Origin of the sequence: Blastomonas natatoria, from assembly GCF_003201955.1 — a bacterium.
Classification (GTDB): Bacteria; Pseudomonadota; Alphaproteobacteria; order Sphingomonadales; family Sphingomonadaceae; genus Blastomonas; species Blastomonas natatoria.
Genome location: NZ_QJJM01000003.1, coordinates 295,097 through 316,889, shown reverse-complemented (window position 1 = coordinate 316,889; position 21,793 = coordinate 295,097). Strand labels below are relative to the sequence as shown.

At 65.4% G+C, this 21,793-nt stretch carries 16 protein-coding genes; 4 read left to right on the top strand and 12 right to left on the bottom strand.

Going from position 1 to position 21,793, the window contains the following annotated elements; all coding sequences use genetic code 11:
* Positions 1–120: 120 nt before the first annotated feature.
* The 6 genes from C7451_RS05635 to repC form a co-directional block, all read right to left on the bottom strand.
* Positions 121–381: a ribbon-helix-helix domain-containing protein gene (locus C7451_RS05635; RefSeq protein WP_110297968.1), complete on the bottom strand. Its 261-nt coding sequence runs from the start codon at positions 379–381 to the stop codon at positions 121–123.
* Positions 378–1,067 (bottom strand): ParA family partition ATPase, encoded by a 690-nt coding sequence (gene parA / locus C7451_RS05630; protein ID WP_110297967.1) that lies wholly within the window; start codon positions 1,065–1,067, stop codon positions 378–380. Before parA ends, C7451_RS05635 begins: the two co-directional genes overlap by 4 nt.
* A 74-nt stretch (positions 1,068–1,141) precedes the next feature.
* Entirely contained in the window at positions 1,142–4,204 is a 3,063-nt protein-coding gene (gene mobF, locus C7451_RS05625) for a MobF family relaxase (protein WP_110297966.1), read from the bottom strand.
* Positions 4,201–4,884, bottom strand: a complete 684-nt coding sequence (locus C7451_RS05620) for a hypothetical protein (RefSeq protein WP_146215291.1) — start codon at positions 4,882–4,884, stop codon at positions 4,201–4,203. Before C7451_RS05620 ends, mobF begins: the two co-directional genes overlap by 4 nt.
* 421 nt (positions 4,885–5,305) lie before the next feature.
* Positions 5,306–5,941: a hypothetical protein gene (locus C7451_RS05615; protein ID WP_110297964.1), complete on the bottom strand. Its 636-nt coding sequence runs from the start codon at positions 5,939–5,941 to the stop codon at positions 5,306–5,308.
* Positions 5,938–7,116 (bottom strand): replication initiation protein RepC, encoded by a 1,179-nt coding sequence (gene repC, locus C7451_RS05610; RefSeq protein ID WP_110297963.1) that lies wholly within the window; start codon positions 7,114–7,116, stop codon positions 5,938–5,940. Before repC ends, C7451_RS05615 begins: the two co-directional genes overlap by 4 nt.
* Positions 7,117–7,781: 665 nt before the next feature.
* Between repC and C7451_RS05605 the strand changes: the two genes are divergently transcribed.
* The 4 genes from C7451_RS05605 to C7451_RS05590 are packed head-to-tail and all read left to right on the top strand — an operon-like array spanning position 7,782 to position 10,983.
* A complete protein-coding gene (locus tag C7451_RS05605; protein WP_110297962.1) occupies positions 7,782–9,020 on the top strand; it encodes a glycosyltransferase family 2 protein in 1,239 nt (412 codons plus the stop codon).
* Positions 9,021–9,033: 13 nt separating this feature from the next.
* Positions 9,034–9,963 carry a glycosyltransferase gene (locus C7451_RS05600; RefSeq protein ID WP_110297961.1) on the top strand — a complete coding sequence of 310 codons (930 nt, stop codon included), beginning with the start codon at positions 9,034–9,036 and terminating at the stop codon, positions 9,961–9,963.
* 1 nt (position 9,964) lies between these two features.
* Positions 9,965–10,606: a class I SAM-dependent methyltransferase gene (locus tag C7451_RS05595; protein WP_110297960.1), complete on the top strand. Its 642-nt coding sequence runs from the start codon at positions 9,965–9,967 to the stop codon at positions 10,604–10,606.
* On the top strand, positions 10,603–10,983 hold the full coding sequence (locus C7451_RS05590) for a GtrA family protein (protein ID WP_167398429.1): 381 nt from the start codon (positions 10,603–10,605) through the stop codon (positions 10,981–10,983). Before C7451_RS05595 ends, C7451_RS05590 begins: the two co-directional genes overlap by 4 nt.
* 88 nt (positions 10,984–11,071) lie before the next feature.
* Here the strand turns inward: C7451_RS05590 and C7451_RS05585 are convergent, their stop codons facing one another.
* The 6 genes from C7451_RS05585 to C7451_RS05560 form a co-directional block, all read right to left on the bottom strand.
* Complete coding sequence (locus C7451_RS05585; RefSeq protein ID WP_110297958.1) at positions 11,072–12,817, bottom strand: hypothetical protein; 1,746 nt, start codon at positions 12,815–12,817, stop codon at positions 11,072–11,074.
* Positions 12,818–12,989: 172 nt separating this feature from the next.
* Positions 12,990–13,949 carry a DMT family transporter gene (locus C7451_RS05580; RefSeq protein WP_110297957.1) on the bottom strand — a complete coding sequence of 320 codons (960 nt, stop codon included), beginning with the start codon at positions 13,947–13,949 and terminating at the stop codon, positions 12,990–12,992.
* Positions 13,949–14,965: a threonine aldolase family protein gene (locus C7451_RS05575; protein WP_110297956.1), complete on the bottom strand. Its 1,017-nt coding sequence runs from the start codon at positions 14,963–14,965 to the stop codon at positions 13,949–13,951. The genes C7451_RS05580 and C7451_RS05575 overlap by 1 nt, the downstream gene beginning before the upstream one ends.
* Before the next feature lie 48 nt (positions 14,966–15,013).
* On the bottom strand, positions 15,014–16,747 hold the full coding sequence (locus tag C7451_RS05570) for a ShlB/FhaC/HecB family hemolysin secretion/activation protein (protein WP_146215289.1): 1,734 nt from the start codon (positions 16,745–16,747) through the stop codon (positions 15,014–15,016).
* Entirely contained in the window at positions 16,744–19,497 is a 2,754-nt protein-coding gene (locus C7451_RS05565; RefSeq protein ID WP_110297954.1) for a two-partner secretion domain-containing protein, read from the bottom strand. The genes C7451_RS05570 and C7451_RS05565 overlap by 4 nt, the downstream gene beginning before the upstream one ends.
* The gene (locus tag C7451_RS05560; protein ID WP_110297953.1) at positions 19,494–21,788 is read right to left on the bottom strand and encodes a CHAT domain-containing protein; all 2,295 of its coding nucleotides are present in this window, start codon (positions 21,786–21,788) and stop codon (positions 19,494–19,496) included. Before C7451_RS05560 ends, C7451_RS05565 begins: the two co-directional genes overlap by 4 nt.
* Between the last annotated feature and the right edge of the window lie 5 nt (positions 21,789–21,793).

The following is a 21,793-nucleotide window of genomic DNA, read 5'->3' as shown; positions in this document are numbered from 1 at the left end:
TGATTGCGCTGGCGCTGCCCTCATGTTCACACGTTCACATGCGCACAGTCACACAAGCCCACATCGCCGCATCCCCCCTTCTCCCCTTCTCCCCTTCTCCCCTTCCGGCGAAGGGATCCTCTATCGCCCGATCGGGCTCTCGCCGTACTTGCGTAGGACGTCATCGAAGGCTTCGGCCATCAGATCCTGAAGGCTGAGACTATTGCGCCGGGCGCAGGTGTGCAGGGCGAGCGATAGCTCGGGCGAGAAGTAACCGGAGATCGCCTTGCGACCGACGCGGCTTAGCGGGGTCGGGATCTGCGCGACCGGCGATGCCGGTGCGGTCTGGGCAGTCGGCTCATCCTTGGGCTTGCGATCGGCAAGGTTGGCAAAGCGGTTCATGCGGTCTTCCTCTGCTGTGCCGGAGTTTGTGGGCGCGTGGACATGTGGAGCTGCTCACATGTCCACATGTGAAGCTGTTCGATCTCGCTGGCCGCTTTCCCGCCAGGATCGAGCTCGAACACGGTCTGCCCGCCCGCGACCGCATGTCGATAGGCGGCGCGGTCCGGCAGAACGATCGGGCATGTCCGGCCACCAAACCCAGTCACAAGCTCCCGGGCATCGGCATAGATGTGCGGCGCAGTTGGCGGCCCGGCGGTAAACACCACAAAAGCGGTGCGGGACAGCAGCTCGACCAGACGCAGCGTCGTGCGCATGGCCGCGAGGTCGAAGGCGCTGGGTCGGCAGGGGATCAGCACGAGATCAGCACATTCCGCTGCCTTGCTGGCGGCAAGATCGGCATGTGGCGGGGTGTCGATCACGATGAGCTCGGCACCCTGCTGTGCTGCCGCCGCGATTTTCGCTGTGATGCGCGGCGGGGCGCTGTCGATCACCTCGGGAGGTGCACCCTGCCGCCACTCGGCCCATTGCGAGGCGCTGGCCTGCGGGTCGGTATCGATCAACAGGCTGACCCGCCCTGCACGGGTAGCAGCGGCGGCGAGATGAATGGCGAGGGTGGTTTTTCCAGCGCCACCCTTCTGACTGATGATGGCGACGGTTCGGGTGTGGAGATGTGCAGGCGTGTTCATGTGGATGCGTCCTCATGTTCACATGTGGACATGTGAGGCTGTGGGATTGTGGTCATGTGTGGGTGTCGACATGGTCAGCGCCCTCGCTCAAGGTCGCGCCCTCGCTCGAGTTGGCGCTCCTTGTCCATTTCCCGGTCGCCAGAGCCCCGTCCGGGTTCGCTGCGGTAGAGGGACTTTTCGAGCGTGATGTCGCGCTCCTTGTTGGTGAGCACTGCCAGCGCGAACTCTGGGCCAAGCTTTTCAGCGAGTTTTTTCAGGTCCTCGGACATGGCCGCGACCTCTTGCTGATTTGGACGGTCCCCGGTCGTGACCTCGCGGGCGGTCTCGAGCGCGCTGGTCTTTGCGCCGGAGCGCGTATCGACCTGGCGTTCCACCCGGTCAGGGTTGTCGGTCACGAGCGTCGCGTTCTCCGCGATCCGGGTGACCGCGACCAGGAACGAGGCCGAGGTGTTGAGCATCCGCTCGCGCTCAGACATCATGATGATGCCGTTCTTGGCGGTCATGCCCTGCGCAACATGGACGTTGCTAGCGTAGGCGAGGTCGAGCCGCTCCAGCATCGGATCACCGCGCGACAGATCGTGCAGCTTTCCGTCACCCGCGGTCACGGTGATGGTGTCGCCATCGATCCGCGCGACATGGGCGATGTCGCCATTGAGCAGCCCCCGCTCGCCATCCTTGGCGGTCCAGCGGATGCGGTCGCCTTGGTGGAGGGCGATGTTCTTGCGCTCGAAGATGGTGACCGCGTCGTGTTTGAGGTTGCGGGGCAGGCGGTCTGGATCGAAGCGCCGCACTTCGCCATTGGGCATTGCAAGCTCGACCTTACCGTCCCTGACGCCAATGACCGTTCCCCGCTCGCCACGGGCAAAGCCCTGTCTGGTCAGGTTAGTCTCGAAGGCGACGACACGCCCCTCCTGATAGCCCTTCAACTGCCGCGCACCCTCGCGGGTGACTGTGACACGGTCGAGCACCTCGAGCTTGATCCCCCGCGCGCTGATCTGGCCTCGATCGATCAGCGAGGCCTGCGCAGCGGCGTTCCCCGCACTGCGCATCGCACGTCCAGCGGCGAGAAGGATGGTGTTGTCCCGCTGCTCTTTGGGCAGGTCGGCCCACATGTCGGCGGCGATGCCTGCGATCTTGCCCGGCGCAACTTCGATGGTCGCAGGTTTGAGGACGGCAAAGGCCTGGGCGACATCGCCCTGTTCGAGCGCGCGGTTGATGGCCTGCATCTGCGGGGTCTGCGCGCGCAGGTTCTCGGTGATCTGGCTTTGCCTGACATACTGCTGCTGAAGCTGTGCAAACGGTTTGCCCGCCTCGATGGCCGGAAGCTGCTTGATGTCCCCGGCCAGCACCAGCTTGCCCACGTCCATCTGGTTGGCGAGGGTGATCAGCCGCGCGAGCCTGTCCGTGCCGATCTGACTGGCCTCATCCACCATCACCAGCGCACCGGACAACTCTGCCCTAGCCGCTGCCACCTTATCCGCGCTGGCACTGCCGTCGATGACACGCCCATACCGTGCCAAAAACGCATCGACGGTCGATGCCGGACTGGCCGTCTTCTCCCCAAACTCCCGCGCGATCCGGCCGACGTGGGACAATGCCACCACCTGCCGCCCTTCCTCCCGCGCAATGGCTGCGACCGGAGCCAGCGCCGCCGACTTTCCCACACCCGCGCCGCCCTGAACCAGGTGCACGCGGTCTTTGGAGGTGAGGATCGCGACGCCCGCCTGCTCCTGCCCGGGATTGAGGCGGCGAAGGCCGATGGCCCGCGCCTGTTCCTGCAATCGCGCAACGATGCCGTCCTTGTCCGCTATGGGCTGAACGCTGTCCTTGCCCGCCTGCGCCAAGGAGATGACCTTGTTCTCCATGGCCAGCGCCTGCTCGGTGGTCAGCATCTGGTCGCGATCCGCAGGACCGCTGCCGACCAGCAGTCCTCGCTCCTGTAGCAGATCGATCCGGTCTTCGATCATGTCGACCGTGATCGGGCCCCGTCGTTCGAGCGCGGTGCGGATTAGATCATTGCGGGAAAAGGCCGCTTCGCGTTCGCCAAGCTCCTGCGCTGCCGAGGCCACCGCCTGCGCTGCGGCAAAGGCCTTGGGTTCAAGACGTCCAAGGCGCTCTGGCACCAGCGGATCGGAATCGCGCGGGGTCAGGCCCATGGCACTGGCAATCGCCATGCCCCGCTCGCCGATCCCGCGAATGCCGTTGACGACGCGCGACCAGACGGTTTGCTCACCCGCAGCACGGGCCATGGTGCTTTCGATGAGGCGCGACGGGTCGAAGCCTATAGCGCGGGCGGTTTCCTTCCACGCGGCGACCTGCCGCGCCGCATCGGGCTCAAGTTCTTTCCCGCGCCGTGTCGATAGCGCCGCCAATTCGCGTTCGCGGGCGCTGCCTCTGTCCTCCTTGGCCAGCTCGGCCAGGATTTCAGCGCGGCGCGTCGAGAAGGCTTCGACCGCCTCGCGCGTCACGCCTTTGATCTCGAAAGCGCCGTCGATCGAGTTACGGGCAGGAACTGTTTCGTAGCCTAGGGCTTCGACGCGGCTGCGCAGCTCGGCATTGTGGACTGCCGACAGCACATGCTGCGCGCGGTACAGTTCGTCGTTGCGCACCGCGTGCCATTTGCCATCTGAGGCCTTGGTTGCGTTGGCGACAACGGCATGGATGTGGAGCTGCGGTTCGCCGTTCCTGTTCACATCATGAAGGAAGGTAGCGGCGATGAGGTTGCCGGTGCGCTCCGGCACCTGCCGTCCTTGCGACGCATCCCAGACCCGGGCTTCGATAACGTTCTTCTCCGCCCAACGCAGCGTTGCGGTCACGGAGTCCTTGAGTGCCTCGACCAGACGCTTGTCGCCGCCGAGCATCGCGACCAACGACACGGACTTCGATGCCGAGAAGGTAAGGTCGATGCCGGGGCGGTGCAGACCGTCCTTCCCGGCAATCACCGATCCATCGGGCAGCCTGCCCTCGAGCACGGCGGCAAAGGTCTGTTCCTCGACCTTGCTTGACAGACCGAACGCCTCGGCGCCCTTACCGAACCACGCGCTGGCATCCTGTGTCTGGTCGGCGGTGTAGTAGTTGTCGGCCGAGTAATACTCCGCTGCGGATGAAGCCGAGCCTATGCTGCCGAGCGTAATCATCGCCGATCCTCATGAGCAATGACGCGCAGGCCGAGATCGCGCTCCTGCTCAGGCACCCTGCAATCGGTAACACCGTACTTGCGCGCAATCAGCCTACACATTTTCGCGGGGTGATCGATCAGCTTGCCGGACTGCCACACCGACCAACCATCGAATTGGGTAGGCAGGACTGTTGCGAAGAGCGCGCCGATAAAGAGCGCCAAGCCTCCGCATGCCGACAGAAATTTGAGCGACAGAAAACGGTTGTCGCCGAGGTAGATGGATCTCATCTGCCGCGGTTCGCTCGCCAGTTTTATCGACCGATCAAGCTGCGCGGAAATCTTCGCCAGGTGCGGCCCGAGCAGCCCCAGCAGCTTGGGCTCCAGCGCCTCGAAGGCAGACAGCAGCTCACCAGTCTGCGTCATGAACGGCGAGAGGCCGGCTTCATCCAGCTCGCGAAGCTCGGTGATGAGCTTCTGCAGGGCGAGCCGGTTGGCCTCCTCGCCGCCGTTCCATTTCTCGGTCAGCTTGCCCAGCATCCGGGCATTGTCCGCCTGCGCCCGGTCCAGCTCCATCACCAGCTCCCGCAACTGGTGCACCAGCCCGCTGACGGTCGCATCGAGCCTGGGCGCTGCTTCGCTCTGGAAGGTCAGCCGACCGGCATCGTGCGCCTCGATCAGCTCCTGGATCGCCTTGCGCAAAAGCTCGGGCCGGCTGAGCGATTTTGCCTGCGCCACCCTATCGAGGGCGGCAAGGACGCGGTCCTCTACGGCAACATTGACTTGTGCCATCAGACCCTCCCCCGGATAGCAACGAGATCGAGGGGCCTAGAAGCTAAGTGACTGATATAGGCTCGTTCTAGAAAGCCACGCTGCTGCGCGCCACAGCTTTGGAGTGCTTTTTGGTCGTCTCTAGAACCGCGCCTAGGGCCTAGAATGGCTGATTTCTGCGGGTTTGCGCACCCCTTGCCACCGCTCGAATTCAGCGTGGAGTGTGCACTTCTATATGCGCTGCTTCGTGACTGACGGTCTGATGGTGGGGAGTCATGACGTGGCTTGGCATTTCCTGCCGGGTGACACCGGCCGAACAGCCGGAAAGCGATGATCGCGTTCTGTGCAGTGTTCATGTGAGGTCTCCGCCGAATATATTGGGGTTTCCGGCCCGGTCGAAATCCAGGCCCGACATCGGGGTCGCTGGAGGCTCCGCCTCCCGGTTCAGTTCGGCGCAGAACCGCTGGTAAAAGCCGTAGCTTAGCCGCTCGAACGGTGCGGCATTCGGGATCGTCTGGACGATTGGCAGGGGGTCATCGCCGATGGGTGCCCCACGGAGTGACCCGACAATGGCCGCCCTTTCGTAGGCGTGGAGGACGAAGTCGCAGAAGGCGGCCCCGTCGAGCCGCGTCAACATGCCAGCAATGACCCGGGCATCTGGAGTGGTACAATGCTGCTCGACCAGTTGCCTGACCGGATCGTACCAATGGTCGAAATGGCTGACCCAGCTTTCCAGCCACACAGGCCAAAGAACCTGGTCGCCAGGAACTGGAAGTTGATCGCAGACCTCGTCTGCGGTGAGATCGTACATCCCCTCGAACGCCGCTGGCAGGGCAGCGAAAATGGGCTGCGGGTCAATGTCGCGCATCAGGATCGCGGCGGCATGGCGCCAGCTCAAAACGGGGTCCCGCCCGGGCTTGTAGGACGGCCACCAGATGTTGCCCGCCTCCAGCTCCTCCCACAGGCTTGTGGTTCGCGTTTGTGTCATGGCTGCACCTCCCCAGAGAGCTTCGCCAGGGCCGAAAGGCATGCACCTGCAAAGCTGTGACCGGTTCTGGGGGCTGACACCTCCGTTTCGAACTGACGGTCCGGCAAGCTCCCCTCTGGATAGCCCTTGGCTGCCTTGATCATGGGTAAGAGGCTGGAGGCGTTCCGCAGCAGCCCGCTCAGGCATTTCCTGCCTAACCGTGCTCGGTAGCGGTGATCGCGTGGCAATCGCGCGTTGCGGTCTATGACGAGGACGCAAAGCGCCGCACGCTCGCGCCCCAGCCTTTCGCATGCCTCAGCCCAGGCCGGCTGCGAGACATTGTGCCAACGACAGGCGATTGCCGACGCGTCGACAATGTCTGGCCAGCCCGGTGCCCGGTCGGACGGCAGCAGGCTCCGATAGTCTGCGCTCGCAAGGCCGACAGCCATTGCTGGTGAGACCTCGTCCGACTGGTCAACGCCAGTCACGCGCTTACGGTTTTTGGACGAGTCTTTGACAAGTATATCGGGTGCGAAGATTTCTTCCGTCCGGTGGGAAGATATGGTGCCACCAGACAGAACTTCCGGCTGCACCAACAGTGCCTCGAGCATGGCCTTCAGGGCTCCCAGCTTTTCGACAGAGCTGATGCGGGACACGCGCCCTCGGGGCAGAATGCGCTCTGCCTCCTCGATTAATGCAGCTGCCTGCGTCGCTCTGATCTCGCGGCCGAGCATGACAACCTCGTGCCGAAGCGAAGCAGCCGCACGCTCATGCAGCTCCATCGCCTCAAGGCGGGCCTTCCAGCGGCCATAGCCATCGATCAGCGGACGCAGGCTTATCCCAGCGAGGCTGACGATGACGCCATCACGGCGCTGACCTGTGCGGCGCGCATGGGGAACATGAGTCCGCTCGATGAACCCGCCGCGTTCAAGTTCGGCTTCAGCGTTGTGCAGGACCTTCGTTGAGATGCGCAGCGTCTGAGCCGTGGTTTGCGGTTGCTCCCACACCCCGCAAATCTTGCCACGCTCAAAGTCGGACGACCGGCAACCAAGGAGGTAGTGCTTCAGGACGCGCACTGCAGTCGCCGAGAGGTATTCCTCCCGGCATGTCCCGGTTGCGATCTTCTCGATCAGATCAGCCAGGTTGAAGTGGGTGACTCCGGGTGGAAGCCCCTCGTGTGCTAAAGAGATGCTCATGACGCACCTCCCGCAAGGATTGCCCTTGCGCCCGATTCTCCGGTCGCGTAAATAAGAGAAATAGCCGAACCGCTATAGATATTGCCGCCGCGAAGGGTGCCAGCCCTTCCGGCGGTTTTTCGTTCTTGGTCTGGCGGCCTGCCCACTGGCTTCGTAGCGCGCCAATTCCGACCAAACATGCACGTTTTCAGGGGGCTCAAAGTGCCCACTCGTACAAATCGCGTACAGCCAGCCTCGTACAGAAGGCTGTTTCTACAAGTAAAACAGCTAACTATCTGATTTAGTTGACTCCCTTCACACGGGTGGGGTCGCAGGTTCAATCCCTGCCGCGCCCACCATCTTTTCAATGACTTGAGAAAGATGGTGGCGGTTTCCATGAAAAAACATCGGGGACTTTGAGAGTCTTTCGCGCCCGGCCGTCTGTCCACGCTCCGCAGCCTGCGCCTGACCGCATCGATCCGAGGCGACGAACGAGCCTTTTGCCCGGTCATAACCGCTGGCGCATGCCAGACGCAGTTCGCATGCAGGCTTTGCTCCCTCACGGCCGCAGACAGCAGCATCTGGTGGCTTTCTCCTTGAAAAAGAAGCCCTTCAGCGTCGGGCAAATCCATTCTTTGTTAACCAAGAGATGCAAGATTTGACGGCGGACGACTGACGGAGCCCCTATGGAACTCGCAAGAACACAGCATCGGGCCTTCCGGGACGGCTCGGCGCTGGCAGAGGAAGGCGCATGCAGCGATGTGACCATCGTCCTGCCCTGTCTCAACGAAGTCCAGAGTCTTCCGCATTGCATCGCCAATGCGCTCGACGCGCTGGCGATGCTGCGCACCGAGCTTGGGATGAGCGGCGAGATCGTGATTGCCGACAATGGCTCGACCGATGGCAGCCAGGCGCTGGCCAGCGAGCTTGGTGCCCGGGTCGTGCCAGTGACCGAGCGCGGCTATGGCGCGGCGCTGATCGGGGGCTGCTCGGCTGCATCGGGTCGCTATATCCTGATGGGCGACTGCGACGGGAGCTACAATTTCCTCGAGGGAATAGCCATGGTCGCGCAGCTCGACGCGGGGTACGACCTGTGCATGGGCAACCGCTTCAAAGGGGGCATCACGCCAGGCGCCATGCCGTGGAAGAACCGATATATCGGCAACCCCGGCCTGTCAGGCGTTCTCAATCTGCTTTTCCGCTCGGGCATAGGCGATGCGCATTGCGGCCTTAGGGCAATCCGCAAGGAGGCGTTCGAACGGCTCCGCCTGTCGGGCTCCGGAATGGAATTTGCCAGCGAGATGGTGATCAAGGCCGCGCTGCTACGTCTGCGCGTCACCGAGGTTCCGGCAACGCTGTCGCGGGATCTGCGCGACCGCGCGCCACACCTTCGCCCGTGGCGCGACGGCTGGCGGCACCTGCGCTATCTGTTCATGCTCAGTCCGACCTGGGTGTTCGGCGTGCCGGGGGCCGCATGTCTCGGGCTTGCAGGGGTCATCTTCGGGGTCGCACTGCTGCACCTGCTGGGCGTGCTGGGCGGGGCGACGATGTTCGGCACCAGCTGGACCATCATTGCAGGGTTCCTGACCACCTGCGGACACTTTGCACTGATCATGGCGGTGGCCACGCACCTGTTCGGCGTTCGGCAGGGCTATCGCCTGATACGCCCCGCCTTGAGGGCCAGTTCCGGCTGGCTGACGTTGGAGATGATGTTGGTTTCCGGCATTGCGCTGATCGGTGCGGGGCTTCTTGGGCTCCTTGCGGTGACCGTCTGGTGGGGCCAAGGCGGGTTCGTCGCGCTCGAAACCCAGCTGCCGCTGATCCTGTTCGCCACCAGCGCTGCAGTCGGACTGCAAAATGTGCTCGGCGGTTTCGTGCTGTCCGTGATCGCGGGGAACGATAACCGCTTTGCCCCCGAAGCCTGACGGTTCCGTGGCGATGCACCCATGGCTCAGCGTGGTGATGCCGGTTCACCGGCCGACGCCCTGGTTCGAGGAGGCCCTCGCGAGCATTGCCGCACAGGGCGAAGCGCGAGATGCGATCGAGATCATCATCCGCGATTCCACCCCGGAGGGGCCTGCAGGGGAAGCGGCGGCAGCCCGGTTTGCAAGCGGACTTGCGATCGATTACGCCCATGTGCCCAGCGTCGCCAGCTGGACTGCCAAGACCAACGCGATGGTCGCCGCCGCCCGCGCCCGCCATGTCTGTACGCTGCATCAGGATGATGTCTGGCTGGCAGGCCGTGCGCAGGCGATGCGTGCCATGCTGGCGCGCCATGACGACGCAGCACTCATCTTTGGCCCGGCTCGCCTGATCGATCCTGCAGGTCGAGACATGGGCGGCCTGTACCCGCCCTTCACACCCGGGTTGATCCCGAACAGCCAGTTTCGCGACCGTCTGCTGGTGCAGAACACGCTTGCCATGCCCTCCCCCGTCTTCAGCCGCGAGGCCTTTATCGCTGCCGGGGGAATGGACGAGACATTGTGGTACACGCCTGACTGGGAGCTGTGGCTCAAGCTGGGCGATCAGGGCAAAGTGGTTTTCGACCCGCAGCCAACCAGCGCGTTCCGCATTCATCCTGCAGCCCAGACGATGACGCGCAGCCGGGAAGAACTGGCTGCGCAGCTGCAGCTCGTGCTCGCCCGCCACCTGCTTCCAAAGGCGAGCACCGCGCAGCTGAGCCAGGCGTCGGTTGCCATCAACATCGCCCTCGCCGAAGCCGCCGCAGGGGACCGGGCCGCCAAATGGCGCGCGCTCGCAAGCCTGTGGGGTCTGGGGCCGCTCGGCGCGTATCGCTACCTGCGCTATTCCCGGCTTGCCGAGCGGTTGCTGCCACGGCTGCGCCTTCGCCTTGCAGGGGGATTGTAAGATGGGCATAGGAGCCGCCGTGCGTCGCGCCTTCGGGCCATGGGAGCGGGAGGTCGCCGCAGCCTATCGCGCGATTTATATCGACCTAGACGATCTGAAGCGGGTGCTGATAACCCAAGTGCCGCACGCGATGCGCATCCTCGAGGTCGGGGGCGGCGAAGGTGCAGTAACCGAGCTGCTGGCCCGCACCTACCCTCAGGCGCAGATTCTCTCGATCGACATCACTTCGCGCATCGGGCGACTATATGCGGGGCCGCAGGATCGGGTCGAGTTTCGGCAGACCAGCGTCAGCGAGGTCGCTAACGAACACCCGGTTGCGTTCGATCTGGTGATCCTGTCAGACGTACTGCACCATGTACCTCAGAATCTGCGCGAAAGCTTTGTGGGTGATATTGCGCGCTGCGTGGCACCCGGCGGGCAGTTGCTTATCAAGGAATGGGCCCGCACTCCCTCACCAATCCATTGGCTATGCTATGCCAGCGACCGCTGGCTGACCGGAGACCGCATCGCCTATATGACACCGGGCGAGCTACGCGAACTGGTCGGGCGCGTGGCTCCAGGATTGCAGCGCGCAGGCGATGGCCGGGTCGCGCCTTGGACCAACAATTTCTATCAGGCCTATCTGGGCCCGGCCTTGCCATGACGCGAACTCCGATCCGCTATCTGACGATCGGCGCAGGCTGCGCCGTGCTGAACAACGCCATCCTGATCGGCGCGGATTTCTCGGGGCTGCACTACACGGCCGCAACGGCGCTCACCTTCGTGACAACCGTGCCGCTGGCCTATGCCGCTCATGCCCTGTGGACATTCAACGCACGGCTGTCATGGCGCGGGCTGGCGCGGTTCGTGGCAGGCTCGCTTTCGAGCCTCATGGCCGCGGGACTGACGATCGCGGCGCTATGCGGTGGACTGGCTCTCCCGATGGTCTTGGCAGCCCCCCTCGCGACAGCGGTGATGGTGCTCTACAATTTCTTCATGGCACGCTGGGCGGTAACGCCGACACGATGCCCCGAAGGGTGATCTGGACGGAACGGCCGCAACCGCATGACGGCACGGCTGGCCCCCAGGCATAGCTGATGTGCCCGCCCCCGCCTTGCTGTCGAGCGGATCAGCGAAAGGCCGGATTGACGATGCGGCATCCCTGCGGGACGCCTCTGACGCGCTTGCCGGTATCAACTTCATGCAACCCGAACCACGCCGCGTCCGCGTCGGTGAAGCGCGCCACCGTGTAATCGCGGCACAGCTGCGCAAGCTGTGAATCGCTGAGCGCGGAAGCCACCATCCGTATGGGCCGGTTGCGAAGCAGCGGGTCGTTACGCAGCAGTTCAAGTGCAAAAAAGTGCCGTGGCGCGTCGATGAGCACCACGTCTGCGTCAATCGCGGCAACGGCGGCATTGGCCCGGGCATAAGGGGCCACGAAGCGTTCTGCCTGCCATGCCCGCAAGGGAACCAGCAGCAGCGACAGCACCAGCCCGGCGCCGAGCACTGCTCGGGCCGCGCCCTCCATCCGGACGGCAGCAGGCAGCCGATACCAGCCCAGCGTTGCCAGCAGGCACAGGCTGCCGAGATACCCGTGGAGGTAGCGATAGCCCCAGCCATGGCCTTGATCGGCCAGCAGAACTGTCACCACAGCCGTTGTCAGCCCGATACCGACCAGCATCGCACGCCACGGTCCCGGCTCGCGCACGACGCGGGTCGCCGCGAACAGGGCGAGCGGGACAACCAGCACATTCTGCCAGGTGACGAACCGCACAAGGTTCATCGCCATGAGCCCGATATTGTCCGGCGAGAAGTTGGTGACCAACCACAGGAAACGGGTGAACAGCAATGTCATGCCAGTGCCGGTACCACTGGCGGTCTCGGTGACCGGCTGAAGCCCCATTGCGGCGTACACCAAGGCGTCATAGGCGCTCCAGAGCACGAACCCGCCCCCGATGATCAGCGCTTGAAGCACCGCAGCGCGGCGCCGCCCGGTCAGCCAGGCCTCGAACAGGAAAGGTGCGGCAAACAGCGGGAAGAAAACCGCCTGGTGGAGTCCGATGGCGAGAACCGCCAGCGGCATCGCGGCGATCTGTGCCCGCCAGTCGCGATGCAGGAAGAGCCACAGCCACGACAGATTGAACGCGAGGTGCGCGCTCATGGCAAAGGGGGTCATTCCGGTGATCAGCAGCTGGCTCGATGTCGCCATCAGCAGCGCACACAGCAGCGGCGCGGCAGGTGCGTCAGGCAGCAGGCGTCGCGCGAGAGCGGCCGCGACCAGCACCGCCCAGCCCGCGAGCAGCGGCGAGGCGAGCGTGCCGCCCATATACTGGAGCGCAGCGTTGACCGGGAGATATTCGGACGCCCACCATCCGTCGGGGGTGATACGGGCAAAACGCGATTGGAGTGCCTCGGCATAGTCGCGCCAGGCCTCGGCAATGGGGACCATGGGCGCGCCATTGCCGATCACCGTCGCATCGGACTGGGCCCAGTGCTCGTCGACCGCCAGGCCATAGGCCCCGAATATCAGCCACACGCCGGCTGCACAGACCAGCACCACGCAAAGCGCCAGCGCGGCCGGGCTTTGCCAACCGGTGGCGACCCGGACCGAAGCCAGTCGATCCCATTTTATCGTGCCGGCGCTGATCCGGACCGCCAAAATCCAGCAGGCTGCAAACAGCACCGCGACCGGAATGTCCTGAAAGCGAAAGAAATGCTCGGGGAAAAACGGGACCGAGCGGTTCGTGTAGACGGCAAGCATCAGGAAGGCGCAGGCGACAAGCAGCAACATCAGCAGGCTCAGGCTGGCGCGCTGCATCGCCGTTCGAAGCGCGCCCAGGCCCGCTTGCACGTCTTGCTGGCTCGCGATGTCCATCTGGTACAATTTCCCCCGTTCGCAGCTGCTTAGCGTAACGGGGGCACAAGGAAAAGCGGGCTTGCTGCACGTGCAGATCATGCGCGATATGCGGATGGACGCTGTACGTGGAGAGCACCGAGCCCGTAGCGACGGACGGAGCACCGTTGCGGAGAGTGCCGTTGCCGCCCGATCAGCCCGACAGGCGCGGGGTCCGCGGGCTGCGCGCACGCATGGCGATGACCAGCCCGATCATGCCCAGCGCTGCGCCGCCCGCAGCCAGAGGGCTCCAGCGATAGCCTTCGAAAAAGGTGGAAAGGACCATCGCCACGACCGGCACAAGCACGCTGCTATAGGCTGCGCGGGCGGCGCCAATGTCACGGATGAGCGCGAAATACATCGGAAAGGTGACGACGGAACCCAGCAGCCCCAGATAGACGATACCGCCCAGATAGGCGGGCCGGCTTTCGAACACCGGCGCACCGTAAAGCATCCAGGCCAGCGCCGCGTTGCCAAGCGCCCCCCAAAGCATGGCCCAGGCAAGCAGTGACAGGATCGGCATCGCCTTCACCCGTTCGGCCGATTGCATGACATTGGCGATCGATGCAGACAGGATCGCACACATCGCAAGCCCCAGCCCCTTCATGACATCCGAAAGGTCGGCGGGCATCGCACGATATTCCTGCACGAACAGCAAGGCGATCCCCGCCAGCGCCACCGCCGTGCCGACGATGAAGCCGCCCGCGATCCGCGCGCCGAGAAAGATGCGCGACAGCAGGGCATTGGGCACCATCAGCATGGCGAACAGCACCGCCAGCAGACCCGATGTGATGTACGCTTCCGACCGATAGACGAAGTTGAAATTGGCGGAGAACTGGAAGAAGCCGAGCGCCAGGGCGATCAGCTGTCCCTGGCGATCGAGCTTGAGCGGGGCCTTGCGCCAGCAGGCCAGTGCGAACATGCCGATCGCCGCCACGCCGAACCGGTAACTGACAGACCAGGTCGGCGGGACGATCGAAATCTGGTCCTTGATCACCAGCCAGGTCGAGCCCCAGATCAGCGAGACGAGCAGGAAAGGCACCAGCACCCGCGCCGACAGCATCGACGGCTCATCGTGCACCTCAGGTGCGGTAACGGGCGCGCTGCTCGCCATCAGAGTGCGGCGATGGCGGCGGCGAGCGGCGCGACCGTCTCGGCGTCCTGATCCCAGGCGGTGACGAAGCGCGCCTCGCCACCTTCGGCTGTCATCTCGCCCCAGTCATAGAATTCGAAACCCTGTGCGCGCAGCGATGCCGCTTCGGGCGCGGTCAGCTTGACGAACACCTCGTTGGCTTCGACCGGATAGAGCAGCCGGTCGCCCGCCGCCTCGGCAATCGCCTGTGCTCCGGCATTGGCGGCGCGCGCATTGGCGAGCCAGAGATCATCCTCGAGCATGGCCAGCAACTGGGCTGCCAGGAAACGCCCCTTGGACTGCAGCTGCCCGGATCGCTTGCGCAGATAGGGCAGTTCGCGGGCCAGCGCCGTGTCGAAGACGATAATCGCCTCGGCATTCATGCCGCCGTTCTTGACGCAGCCGAAGCTCAGCATGTCGACGCCTGCGCGCCAGGTGACATCCGCCGGATCTGCGCCGGTCGAGGCAATGGCATTGGCAAAGCGCGCGCCGTCCATGTGCAGCTTGAGCCCGCGCGCCTTGCAGACATCGCCGATCGCGGCGACCTCCTTCGGCGTGTAGGTCAGGCCATATTCGCTGGCATTGGTGATCGAGACCGCCGCGGGCTGAACCTGGTGCACGTCATCGCGGATCTGGCTGGCGACGCGCGTCACCTCGTCCGCGCCCAGCTTCGCGCCCTCTCCCTCGGCCAGGATCAGCTTTGCACCGTGCATGAAAAAGCCCGGCGCGCCGCACTCATCCTGCTCGATATGCGCCATGCGGTGGCAGATCACACCCTTGTGCGGAGGGCAAAGGGCAGACAGCGCCAGGGCGTTGGCCGCCGTACCCGTTGCGACCCACAATGCCTTCACCCGCGTACCAAACAGCTGGCTGAACCGGTCATCCAGCGCCTGGCTCAACGCATCACCGTCATAAGGCGAATCGAGCAGGTTGGCGGCAGCGATGGCGTCCATCACGCGCGGATGGACCGGGGCGGCATTGTCGGAGAAGAACTTCATGGGGCGGTGTGGTAAAGCCGCGGGGGCCAAGGTCAAGCGGTGGCAACGTCAGAAGCGCCGGTTCCAGGAAAGTGCGAACGAAAGCCCGTCGTCCTGGACGTCGCGGCTGCCGGTGATCGGGGCGTCGATCAGCGCTGCGCCATAGGTCAATCGCGCCGAAAGCGAGGGCGATGGCGTCCAGGCGAGCGATGCCCCGATGCTCGCAATCTCGCCCGGCTGCGGCTGGAATCCCCGCGTCGCGTTGCGCATCACCGCGCCATCGGCGAAGACCGAGGGCGTGAAGCTGCCCCAGCGCAGGCCCAGCGCGCCGACCGCGCCCGATCCGATCGTCACCGCCCGCGCCAGCTCGACAGACCCGATCACGCCCCGGTCGGCCAGCAGCAGGCTTTCGCGATACCCCCGCACAGTGGCGCTGCCGCCCGCGACGAACCGCTCGGCCGCATAGAGCACGCCGGTGCCATATTGGCCCGCGATCCGCGCGCGCAGTTCCCAGCCCTTGTCGCCCAGTCGCCGCGCATGGCTGATCTGCCCCGAAAAGCTTCGGAAGCGCGGCGAAGGTGCAGCGATGCCGACAATGTCCGAACGGCTTCCTTCTATCCCCTGCGTGAAGCGTCCTTGCGCGATCCACACCGTGCCCGAGCTGCGCCGGGTCCATTCCATGCCGAGTCGGAGCGCCGAATATTCGGCCAGCCCGCGCACTGATCCCGGGCTGAACGAGAAAGGCTGACCCAGCAGAAAGGTGCGCGTCTGCCGGTGGATCACCCCGCTGCTCAGTGTCACCGACTGCGCGCTGATCTCGGGCGTGCCGTCGAGCGCAGCGGGGCTCAGCGGCCGCTGCCAGACGGTGAGCGCGAAGCCGCCTTCGATGAATTGGTCCCGCGCGCGGATCGACAGATTGCGCAATGGGGCATCGACCACCGCCGCGCGATTGTAGCCGCCGCGCGCCTCGAGCCGCAGCGCGGGATGGACGAAGGGCGCCGAATATTCGAACTGGGCGTCGGGCCGCCCTGCAGTGAGCCCGGCGTCGAACCCGATCCGGTCTCCGGCAAGCAACGCGTTGCGCACGGAAAGGCCGGTGCCGAAGCGCAGTCCGCCCACGGCAGGCGACCGGCTGTTGGCGATGCTCGCCTGCACTGCGAAGCGCGGCGCGGGGTCGACCAGAAGATTGAGCCGCGCCACGCCAGGCTCGTGGCCCGGCTGCAGGTCCGCCTTGACCGTCGCGATGGCTTCATCGGCGGCGAGGGTTCGAAAGTCACGCTCGATGGCCAGGCCATTCAGCGGAATCGCGCGTGCAGAGGGCATGCGGCGCAGCACGTAGGCGTCGCTCAGCCCGCGGCGATGGCCGTCCTGCCAGTCGACCATGGCCTTGCCGCCATCGAGCCGGCCTGCGACCAGCCGCAGCACCAGCGGCGATCCGCCCGCCAGATCGGTCATGGGATCGAGCAGCACGCCAGAATTGACATAGCCGTTGCGGACATAGGCCAGACTGATCTGCTGGACAGCCGCCGCAATCCGGTCGAGCGGTATCGGCGCGCCGACGAGGCCGTTGGCAATCACCTGTTGCCGCACCCATTGCCCATCGAGCCGTTCGCCCTTGCGATAGCGAACCGCAAACCCGCCAAAGTCGAGCCCTGTGCTGTCCGCTGTCGCGATCGCGGCCATATCCGGCTCGGCATGGACCTCGACCTCGCAATAGATGACGATGCCGCTTGCCGCCGCATCGGTCGCAGCCGCGCATGGCGGCGCTGCGGCCTGCAGCATCAACGCGAGCCAAAGGCTCAACGGCAGGCTCCCGACACTGCCGCATCCAGCGGATCGAGCGCGAGCGGGCCTGTCTGATCGATGCTGAGGCGGCTGACCGATCCGCTGCTGCGCGCGGCGCGGCACTGGCCCGCAAGCACGCCGGCCGCATCGCCGAAGCTGATATCGGGCGTGTCGATGCCGCTGCTGACATTGCCGACCTGGCTGTCGACGACCAGATCGCCATCGACCAGCAGCAGGTTGCTGTTATCGGCGGAGCGGATGAAGAAATCGGTGGCAAGCTGCACGTTCGCGCCGCGCTGCTGCCCCAGGGCCTCGATCCGCGCGCCATCGGCGATCAGGGCATAAGGGCGGCTGATCACGATCCGCCCGCCGGTGCCGGGGCCCGAGGAGGTGGCGATGGCGGCGGGATTCGTCCCGCCTGAAAGCCGCAATATGCCGGTTTCCGGGAGCAGGAGCTCGATCTGTCCCGCCGCTCCCGTGAGCGAACTGGTGGTGATCGTGCCGCCCGGCCCCAGCGTGATGCGCGGCGCGCCGACGCTGATATTGCCGGCCGCCCCGCCACCTGCGGCCGTGTTGGCGCTGGCTATCCGGCTGCCCGCACCGGTGATGAGGAGCTCTTCTTCTGCCGCCAGTGCGATGCCGCCTGCTGTCGTGGCGTTGGCCGAACTTGTGGTCACCTCTGCGCCGTCGGCAAGCGCGATCTGGCGCGCGATCAACGCCACCGTGCCTGCCTGGCCGGGCGCCAGATCGCCCGCATCCGAGCTGATCCGGCTGGCGTGGCCCATGACGATGCGGTCGGCGACCACGGTCACCTCGCCGGCTGCACCAAAGCCCTCTGTCGCGGTGGAAATGGTGCCGCCGTTCATCGTCAGAGTGCCGGTGGCTGCAATTAGGACCCTTCCCGCACGTCCCGGACCGGGCACGATTCTCAAGCTCGGCACCAGATCCGGATCGGCTTCGAAATCCTCGTTGCTCGGGGGAACCAGCAGCTTGCGCGCTGCCGAGCTGATTTCGGCCTCGCCCGACAGCGCGATGCGCCCCGCCGATATCAGGATATCGCCGCCATTGCCGAGGCTGGAGCTGGATGTCGTGATCGAGGTGATCCCGTCCATCTCGAGACTATCGGTCTGGATCACTATTCGCCCCGCATTGCCGGTATAGTCGCCGAGCCGGGTAAATTCCTGCGCGCGCGGCAGTTCGGTCTCCGACGATATGCTCGGTCCACCGAAACCGTTGTTGATCAATCGCACCGCGCCTGCCCGGATCGCGATCGCGCCCGCATCGCCCAGGCCCTGGCTGATCGACTGGATGCCGCCGATGCCGCTCAGTTCCAGCAGACCCCTGACATCGATGTCGATCGGCCCGGCCGCCGTCGCGCTGTCGGTACTGGTCGATATCAGACCGATGCCGACTGCCATGCTGTTCGCGCGGATGGCGATGCTGCCTGGCCCGGATGCCGTGCTGGACGAGCTCGACGCGAGGATCAGGCCCTGGCTCGCCATTTCGAGCCGGTCGACATCGATCAGGATGTTGCCCGTCGTACCCGTGGGCATGGACGCACCGCGCGCCTGGAACAGGGTCGTGGAAAGAAGGCCGGTATTGGTCAGCCGCAAAAGCCCGCCGCGCACCTGGATGTCGCCAACCGAGCGCCCTGGCGCGGACAGCCCGGTCGCGGTCACGATGCCCTCGTCGATTTCAATCCGGTCTCCTTCCAGAAAGATCGTGCCGCCCCCACCTGCCAGCCGGCTTTCGGTGCGGATGGCACCCGCTTGCCGCACGACGATCTGACCGGCGGTCACGCGGATATCGCCGCTGCGCTCGGCCAGGCCCTCGATTCCGCTGACGCGCAATTCGCCGCTGACAAGATCGACCAGATCGGCGCGCAGGTTGATAGCGGGCAGCACGCCCGCGCTTGCAGTCAGGCTGATCTCACTGAACGTATCGAGCCGGATCGTGCCCGCCACCAGGTCGATCCGGCCATCATCCTGCAGCAGGATGCGGCTGTCATCGATCGTGATCCGCCCGCCGCGCAGGCCCTGATTGGGCGAAGCGGCAATGTCCAGCACACCCCGCCCCTGCCCCACCGCGCGTAGGCTGGCTTGCGCCGCAAACAGGCTGCTGCTTTCCATCACGATGTCGCTCGCTGATAGCGTGATGCGCCCGGCACCAACCCCGCGTGCCACCTCGTCGCCCGGGCCCGCGCTGGCTCGCAAGACTATCGGCGCATTATTCCCCAGAAAGCCAAAGCGCACGGGCTCTGCCATGCTGAAGCTCGAGCCCGAGGCCGTGCCCGAGACCAGCATCGTGCCATCGGCAAAGCCCAGCTGGTGCGCGGTCGAGAAATGCGCGGTGCCGCCGACATCGATCGCGGCGCCATCGCCGAACACGATGCCGGCAGGATTTATGAAGTAGAAGTCGGCGCCCGGCATGGCGCTGGCATCGATCGACCCGGCGATGAACGAAGTCTCGCCGCCGGTGACCCGGTTGATGACGTTGCGGATGGTCAGCGCATCGTTCGCAGTCCAGCGCGCGATATCGCCCGCGCCCAGATTGAACCGCGAAAAGCTGTGGAACAGATTGTCACCCGCGCGCACGCCGCCTCCGATGGTGGTGACAGTGCCATCGGTGGTGGCGGTGGTGCCGGTGGCGAGCGATGGCAGCGTATCGGGCGTGATGGCCGTCTGTGTCGCCACCGCCTCCTGCGCCCTGGCCGGAACCATTCCGCTCGCCAGGGCCAGCAGCGCACAGGTCGAGAGCCACCGTCTCATCGCCAGCTCCCCACAAGAGTGAACGCACTCCAGATGCCCGGATCAGTCCATTGCCCATCCGCGCCGCGCGCGAGTTCGATCTGCGCCAGTTGCAGAGCGCGTGCCCTCCCCTCGCCCGCGCGATAATGGGTGTAGAATGCCTCCATCAGCGCGGCTGTGCCAGCATCGCTGACCTCCCAGAGCGAGGCGAGCGCGCTCGCGGCCCCTGCCTCCACGGCGGCCCCCGCGAGCCCCATCGCCTGGTCGTCATCGCCCACGGCTGTCTCGCAGGCGCTCAGGACCAGCAACTGCAGGCCCTGACCGCGCAAACTGCTGGCGCTCAGCATCGCACGCAGTTCGGGCAGGCTGATCGCTTCGCCATTGGCGACGACGAACGAGCGCTCAGTGCGACCGTTGAAGGCAGCATGCGTCGCCAGATGCAGCACGCTAGCCGGATGCCTTGCCAGTGCCGCAGCCAGGTCCGCTCGGTCGAAATCGGTGAGCAGCACGCCGTCCGGCCCCGCCGCCATCGCCGCTTCCGACGCGGTCCCCTCCAGCCGGGTGAAACGGCCCACCGGCAGATCGAGCTCCTTTTCCAGCGAGGCGGCGATGATCTCGGGATCGGTATCGCGCGTGCCTGGCGCCGCAAAGCTGAGCGCGGGCACCACCGCGAGCCGCGCCTGCTCTATCAGGAAGGTGCCTTGCGCATCCATCAGTGCGGCAAAGCTGATCTGCCGCAAGGGTCCATCGGGAACGATGATCAGCGTCGCATCCTGGCCCAGCAGCGACGCAATCGGCGCAATCAGCGCGGCATGGAGGTCGCGCGATGCCGCCTCCCAATCATTGCTGGCACCGCTGAGCGAGGCGGTCATCCGCTGGGCGAGCGCCGCGATCATCGCGCGATTGCGACTGCGGTCTGGCGGCATGCGTCGGTAACCGCGCGCCTTGTCGTCGCCCGTGGCATAGAGCAGTTCGATCCTGTCCTCGAGCAACAGCGGATAGAGCAGCACTTCACCCGGCTTGAGATCGGCGGGGGTCACCGGGTTGCGCAGCGGCACGCATTCCGCGCCAAGGCTGTTCTGCAATTCGGCAGACCTGTAGGCCTCGGCAATGCGCTGCGCCTGGTCGAGCGTCCCGGCATCGCTCCCGGCGACGGCCAGCGTGGTGCCGATCGCGCGCTCGAAAACCGGGCGGACCAGCAGGTCGAACCGGCTTTCCTCGGTCAGAGGATCGACCGGCACCAGCAGGCTGCGCACCTGCTGCAGCGCACGATAGGCAGCTTGCACATGCTCGGCGGCACGCTCGGGCTCGGCATCGGCCAGCAACAGTGCGTATTGCGGCAGGTTCTGCGGCAGGGCTTTCTCGCTTTCGAGGAACACCGCCCGGCGCAGATCGGCACGCGCCGCCGCAGCGTCGGCTCCAGCCAGAGCGAGACGCCCCCGCATCGCCGAAAGCGTGGCTGCGTCACCCGCACCAGCCTTTACCAGATTTGCATAATTTTCGATCGCATTTCTAACCGTATCAGTTTGTAGCTGGTCTGCATCGGCAGCCAGCATGATCAGGCCGCGATACAGCGCCGCCTGATCCCGCGTATCGCTGACGCGGCCCGATGCTCCGAGCCCCAGTGCGATATGAGCCCCGATATCGGCCTTGCGCGCCTTCTCCAGCCGCGCCAGGCGCAGCGCCGCCAGCGCAATAAGCTGAGGTTCATCTGCCAGGACGGCCCGATCGAGCGCACAGGCAAAGGCAAGTTCCAGCCTGCGCGCCCGGGTTTCGGTCTCAACCAGCGCACAACCTGGCTGCGGTGGGAATGGCCGAGCGTCTCCGGCCGAACGGCGGCGCGTGCCCGATACTGCAGGCGGTGCGCCGCCCGCCAGGGCCAGCGCGGCCTCCCATGCGGCGCGCGCGGCGAGCGCCTTGTCTCCCGCCCGTTCCGCCAACGCCTGCGCGGTGCGCAGGAAATCCTGCGCGCGCGACTGGCTGCCTGCTCGCGCCCGCCGCATCGCTTCGCCCGCGACGAGGCAATATTCCGCAAGCTGTCCGAGGCTGCTGTCGGCGCCCTGAATCGACTGAGCGGGGGGTGCGCCATCGGCAGGGGATAGCAGCAATTCCAGCGCCGCATCCGCCCCGTTATCCCCTCCGCGCATCAGACTGCGTGCCTGGCGCGCGCGCGCGCTTGCCAGCGGCAGTGCAGCAGCAGGAAGGTCTGCCACGGGCCGGTCGCACAAGGTGATCGCATCGGGCAGCCGCGCCTCGGCCGCTCCCGGCGCGGCCAGGGCATATGCGACTGCCAATATCCCGATGCCCGCCATCTTGC

What these genes read in the sequence shown, in the direction of transcription:
- C7451_RS05605 (WP_110297962.1), top strand. Translation starts at nt 7,782, where the DNA reads ATGGAACTCGCAAGAACACAGCATCGGGCCTTCCGGGACGGCTCGGCG.
- C7451_RS05580 (WP_110297957.1), bottom strand. Translation starts at nt 13,949, where the DNA reads ATGGCGAGCAGCGCGCCCGTTACCGCACCTGAGGTGCACGATGAGCCG.
- C7451_RS05575 (WP_110297956.1), bottom strand. Translation starts at nt 14,965, where the DNA reads ATGAAGTTCTTCTCCGACAATGCCGCCCCGGTCCATCCGCGCGTGATG.
- C7451_RS05590 (WP_167398429.1), top strand. Translation starts at nt 10,603, where the DNA reads ATGACGCGAACTCCGATCCGCTATCTGACGATCGGCGCAGGCTGCGCC.
- C7451_RS05600 (WP_110297961.1), top strand. Translation starts at nt 9,034, where the DNA reads ATGCACCCATGGCTCAGCGTGGTGATGCCGGTTCACCGGCCGACGCCC.
- C7451_RS05560 (WP_110297953.1), bottom strand. Translation starts at nt 21,788, where the DNA reads ATGGCGGGCATCGGGATATTGGCAGTCGCATATGCCCTGGCCGCGCCG.
- C7451_RS05635 (WP_110297968.1), bottom strand. Translation starts at nt 381, where the DNA reads ATGAACCGCTTTGCCAACCTTGCCGATCGCAAGCCCAAGGATGAGCCG.
- mobF (WP_110297966.1), bottom strand. Translation starts at nt 4,204, where the DNA reads ATGATTACGCTCGGCAGCATAGGCTCGGCTTCATCCGCAGCGGAGTAT.
- repC (WP_110297963.1), bottom strand. Translation starts at nt 7,116, where the DNA reads ATGAGCATCTCTTTAGCACACGAGGGGCTTCCACCCGGAGTCACCCAC.
- C7451_RS05585 (WP_110297958.1), bottom strand. Translation starts at nt 12,817, where the DNA reads ATGGACATCGCGAGCCAGCAAGACGTGCAAGCGGGCCTGGGCGCGCTT.
- parA (WP_110297967.1), bottom strand. Translation starts at nt 1,067, where the DNA reads ATGAACACGCCTGCACATCTCCACACCCGAACCGTCGCCATCATCAGT.
- C7451_RS05595 (WP_110297960.1), top strand. Translation starts at nt 9,965, where the DNA reads ATGGGCATAGGAGCCGCCGTGCGTCGCGCCTTCGGGCCATGGGAGCGG.
- C7451_RS05615 (WP_110297964.1), bottom strand. Translation starts at nt 5,941, where the DNA reads ATGACACAAACGCGAACCACAAGCCTGTGGGAGGAGCTGGAGGCGGGC.
- C7451_RS05565 (WP_110297954.1), bottom strand. Translation starts at nt 19,497, where the DNA reads ATGAGACGGTGGCTCTCGACCTGTGCGCTGCTGGCCCTGGCGAGCGGA.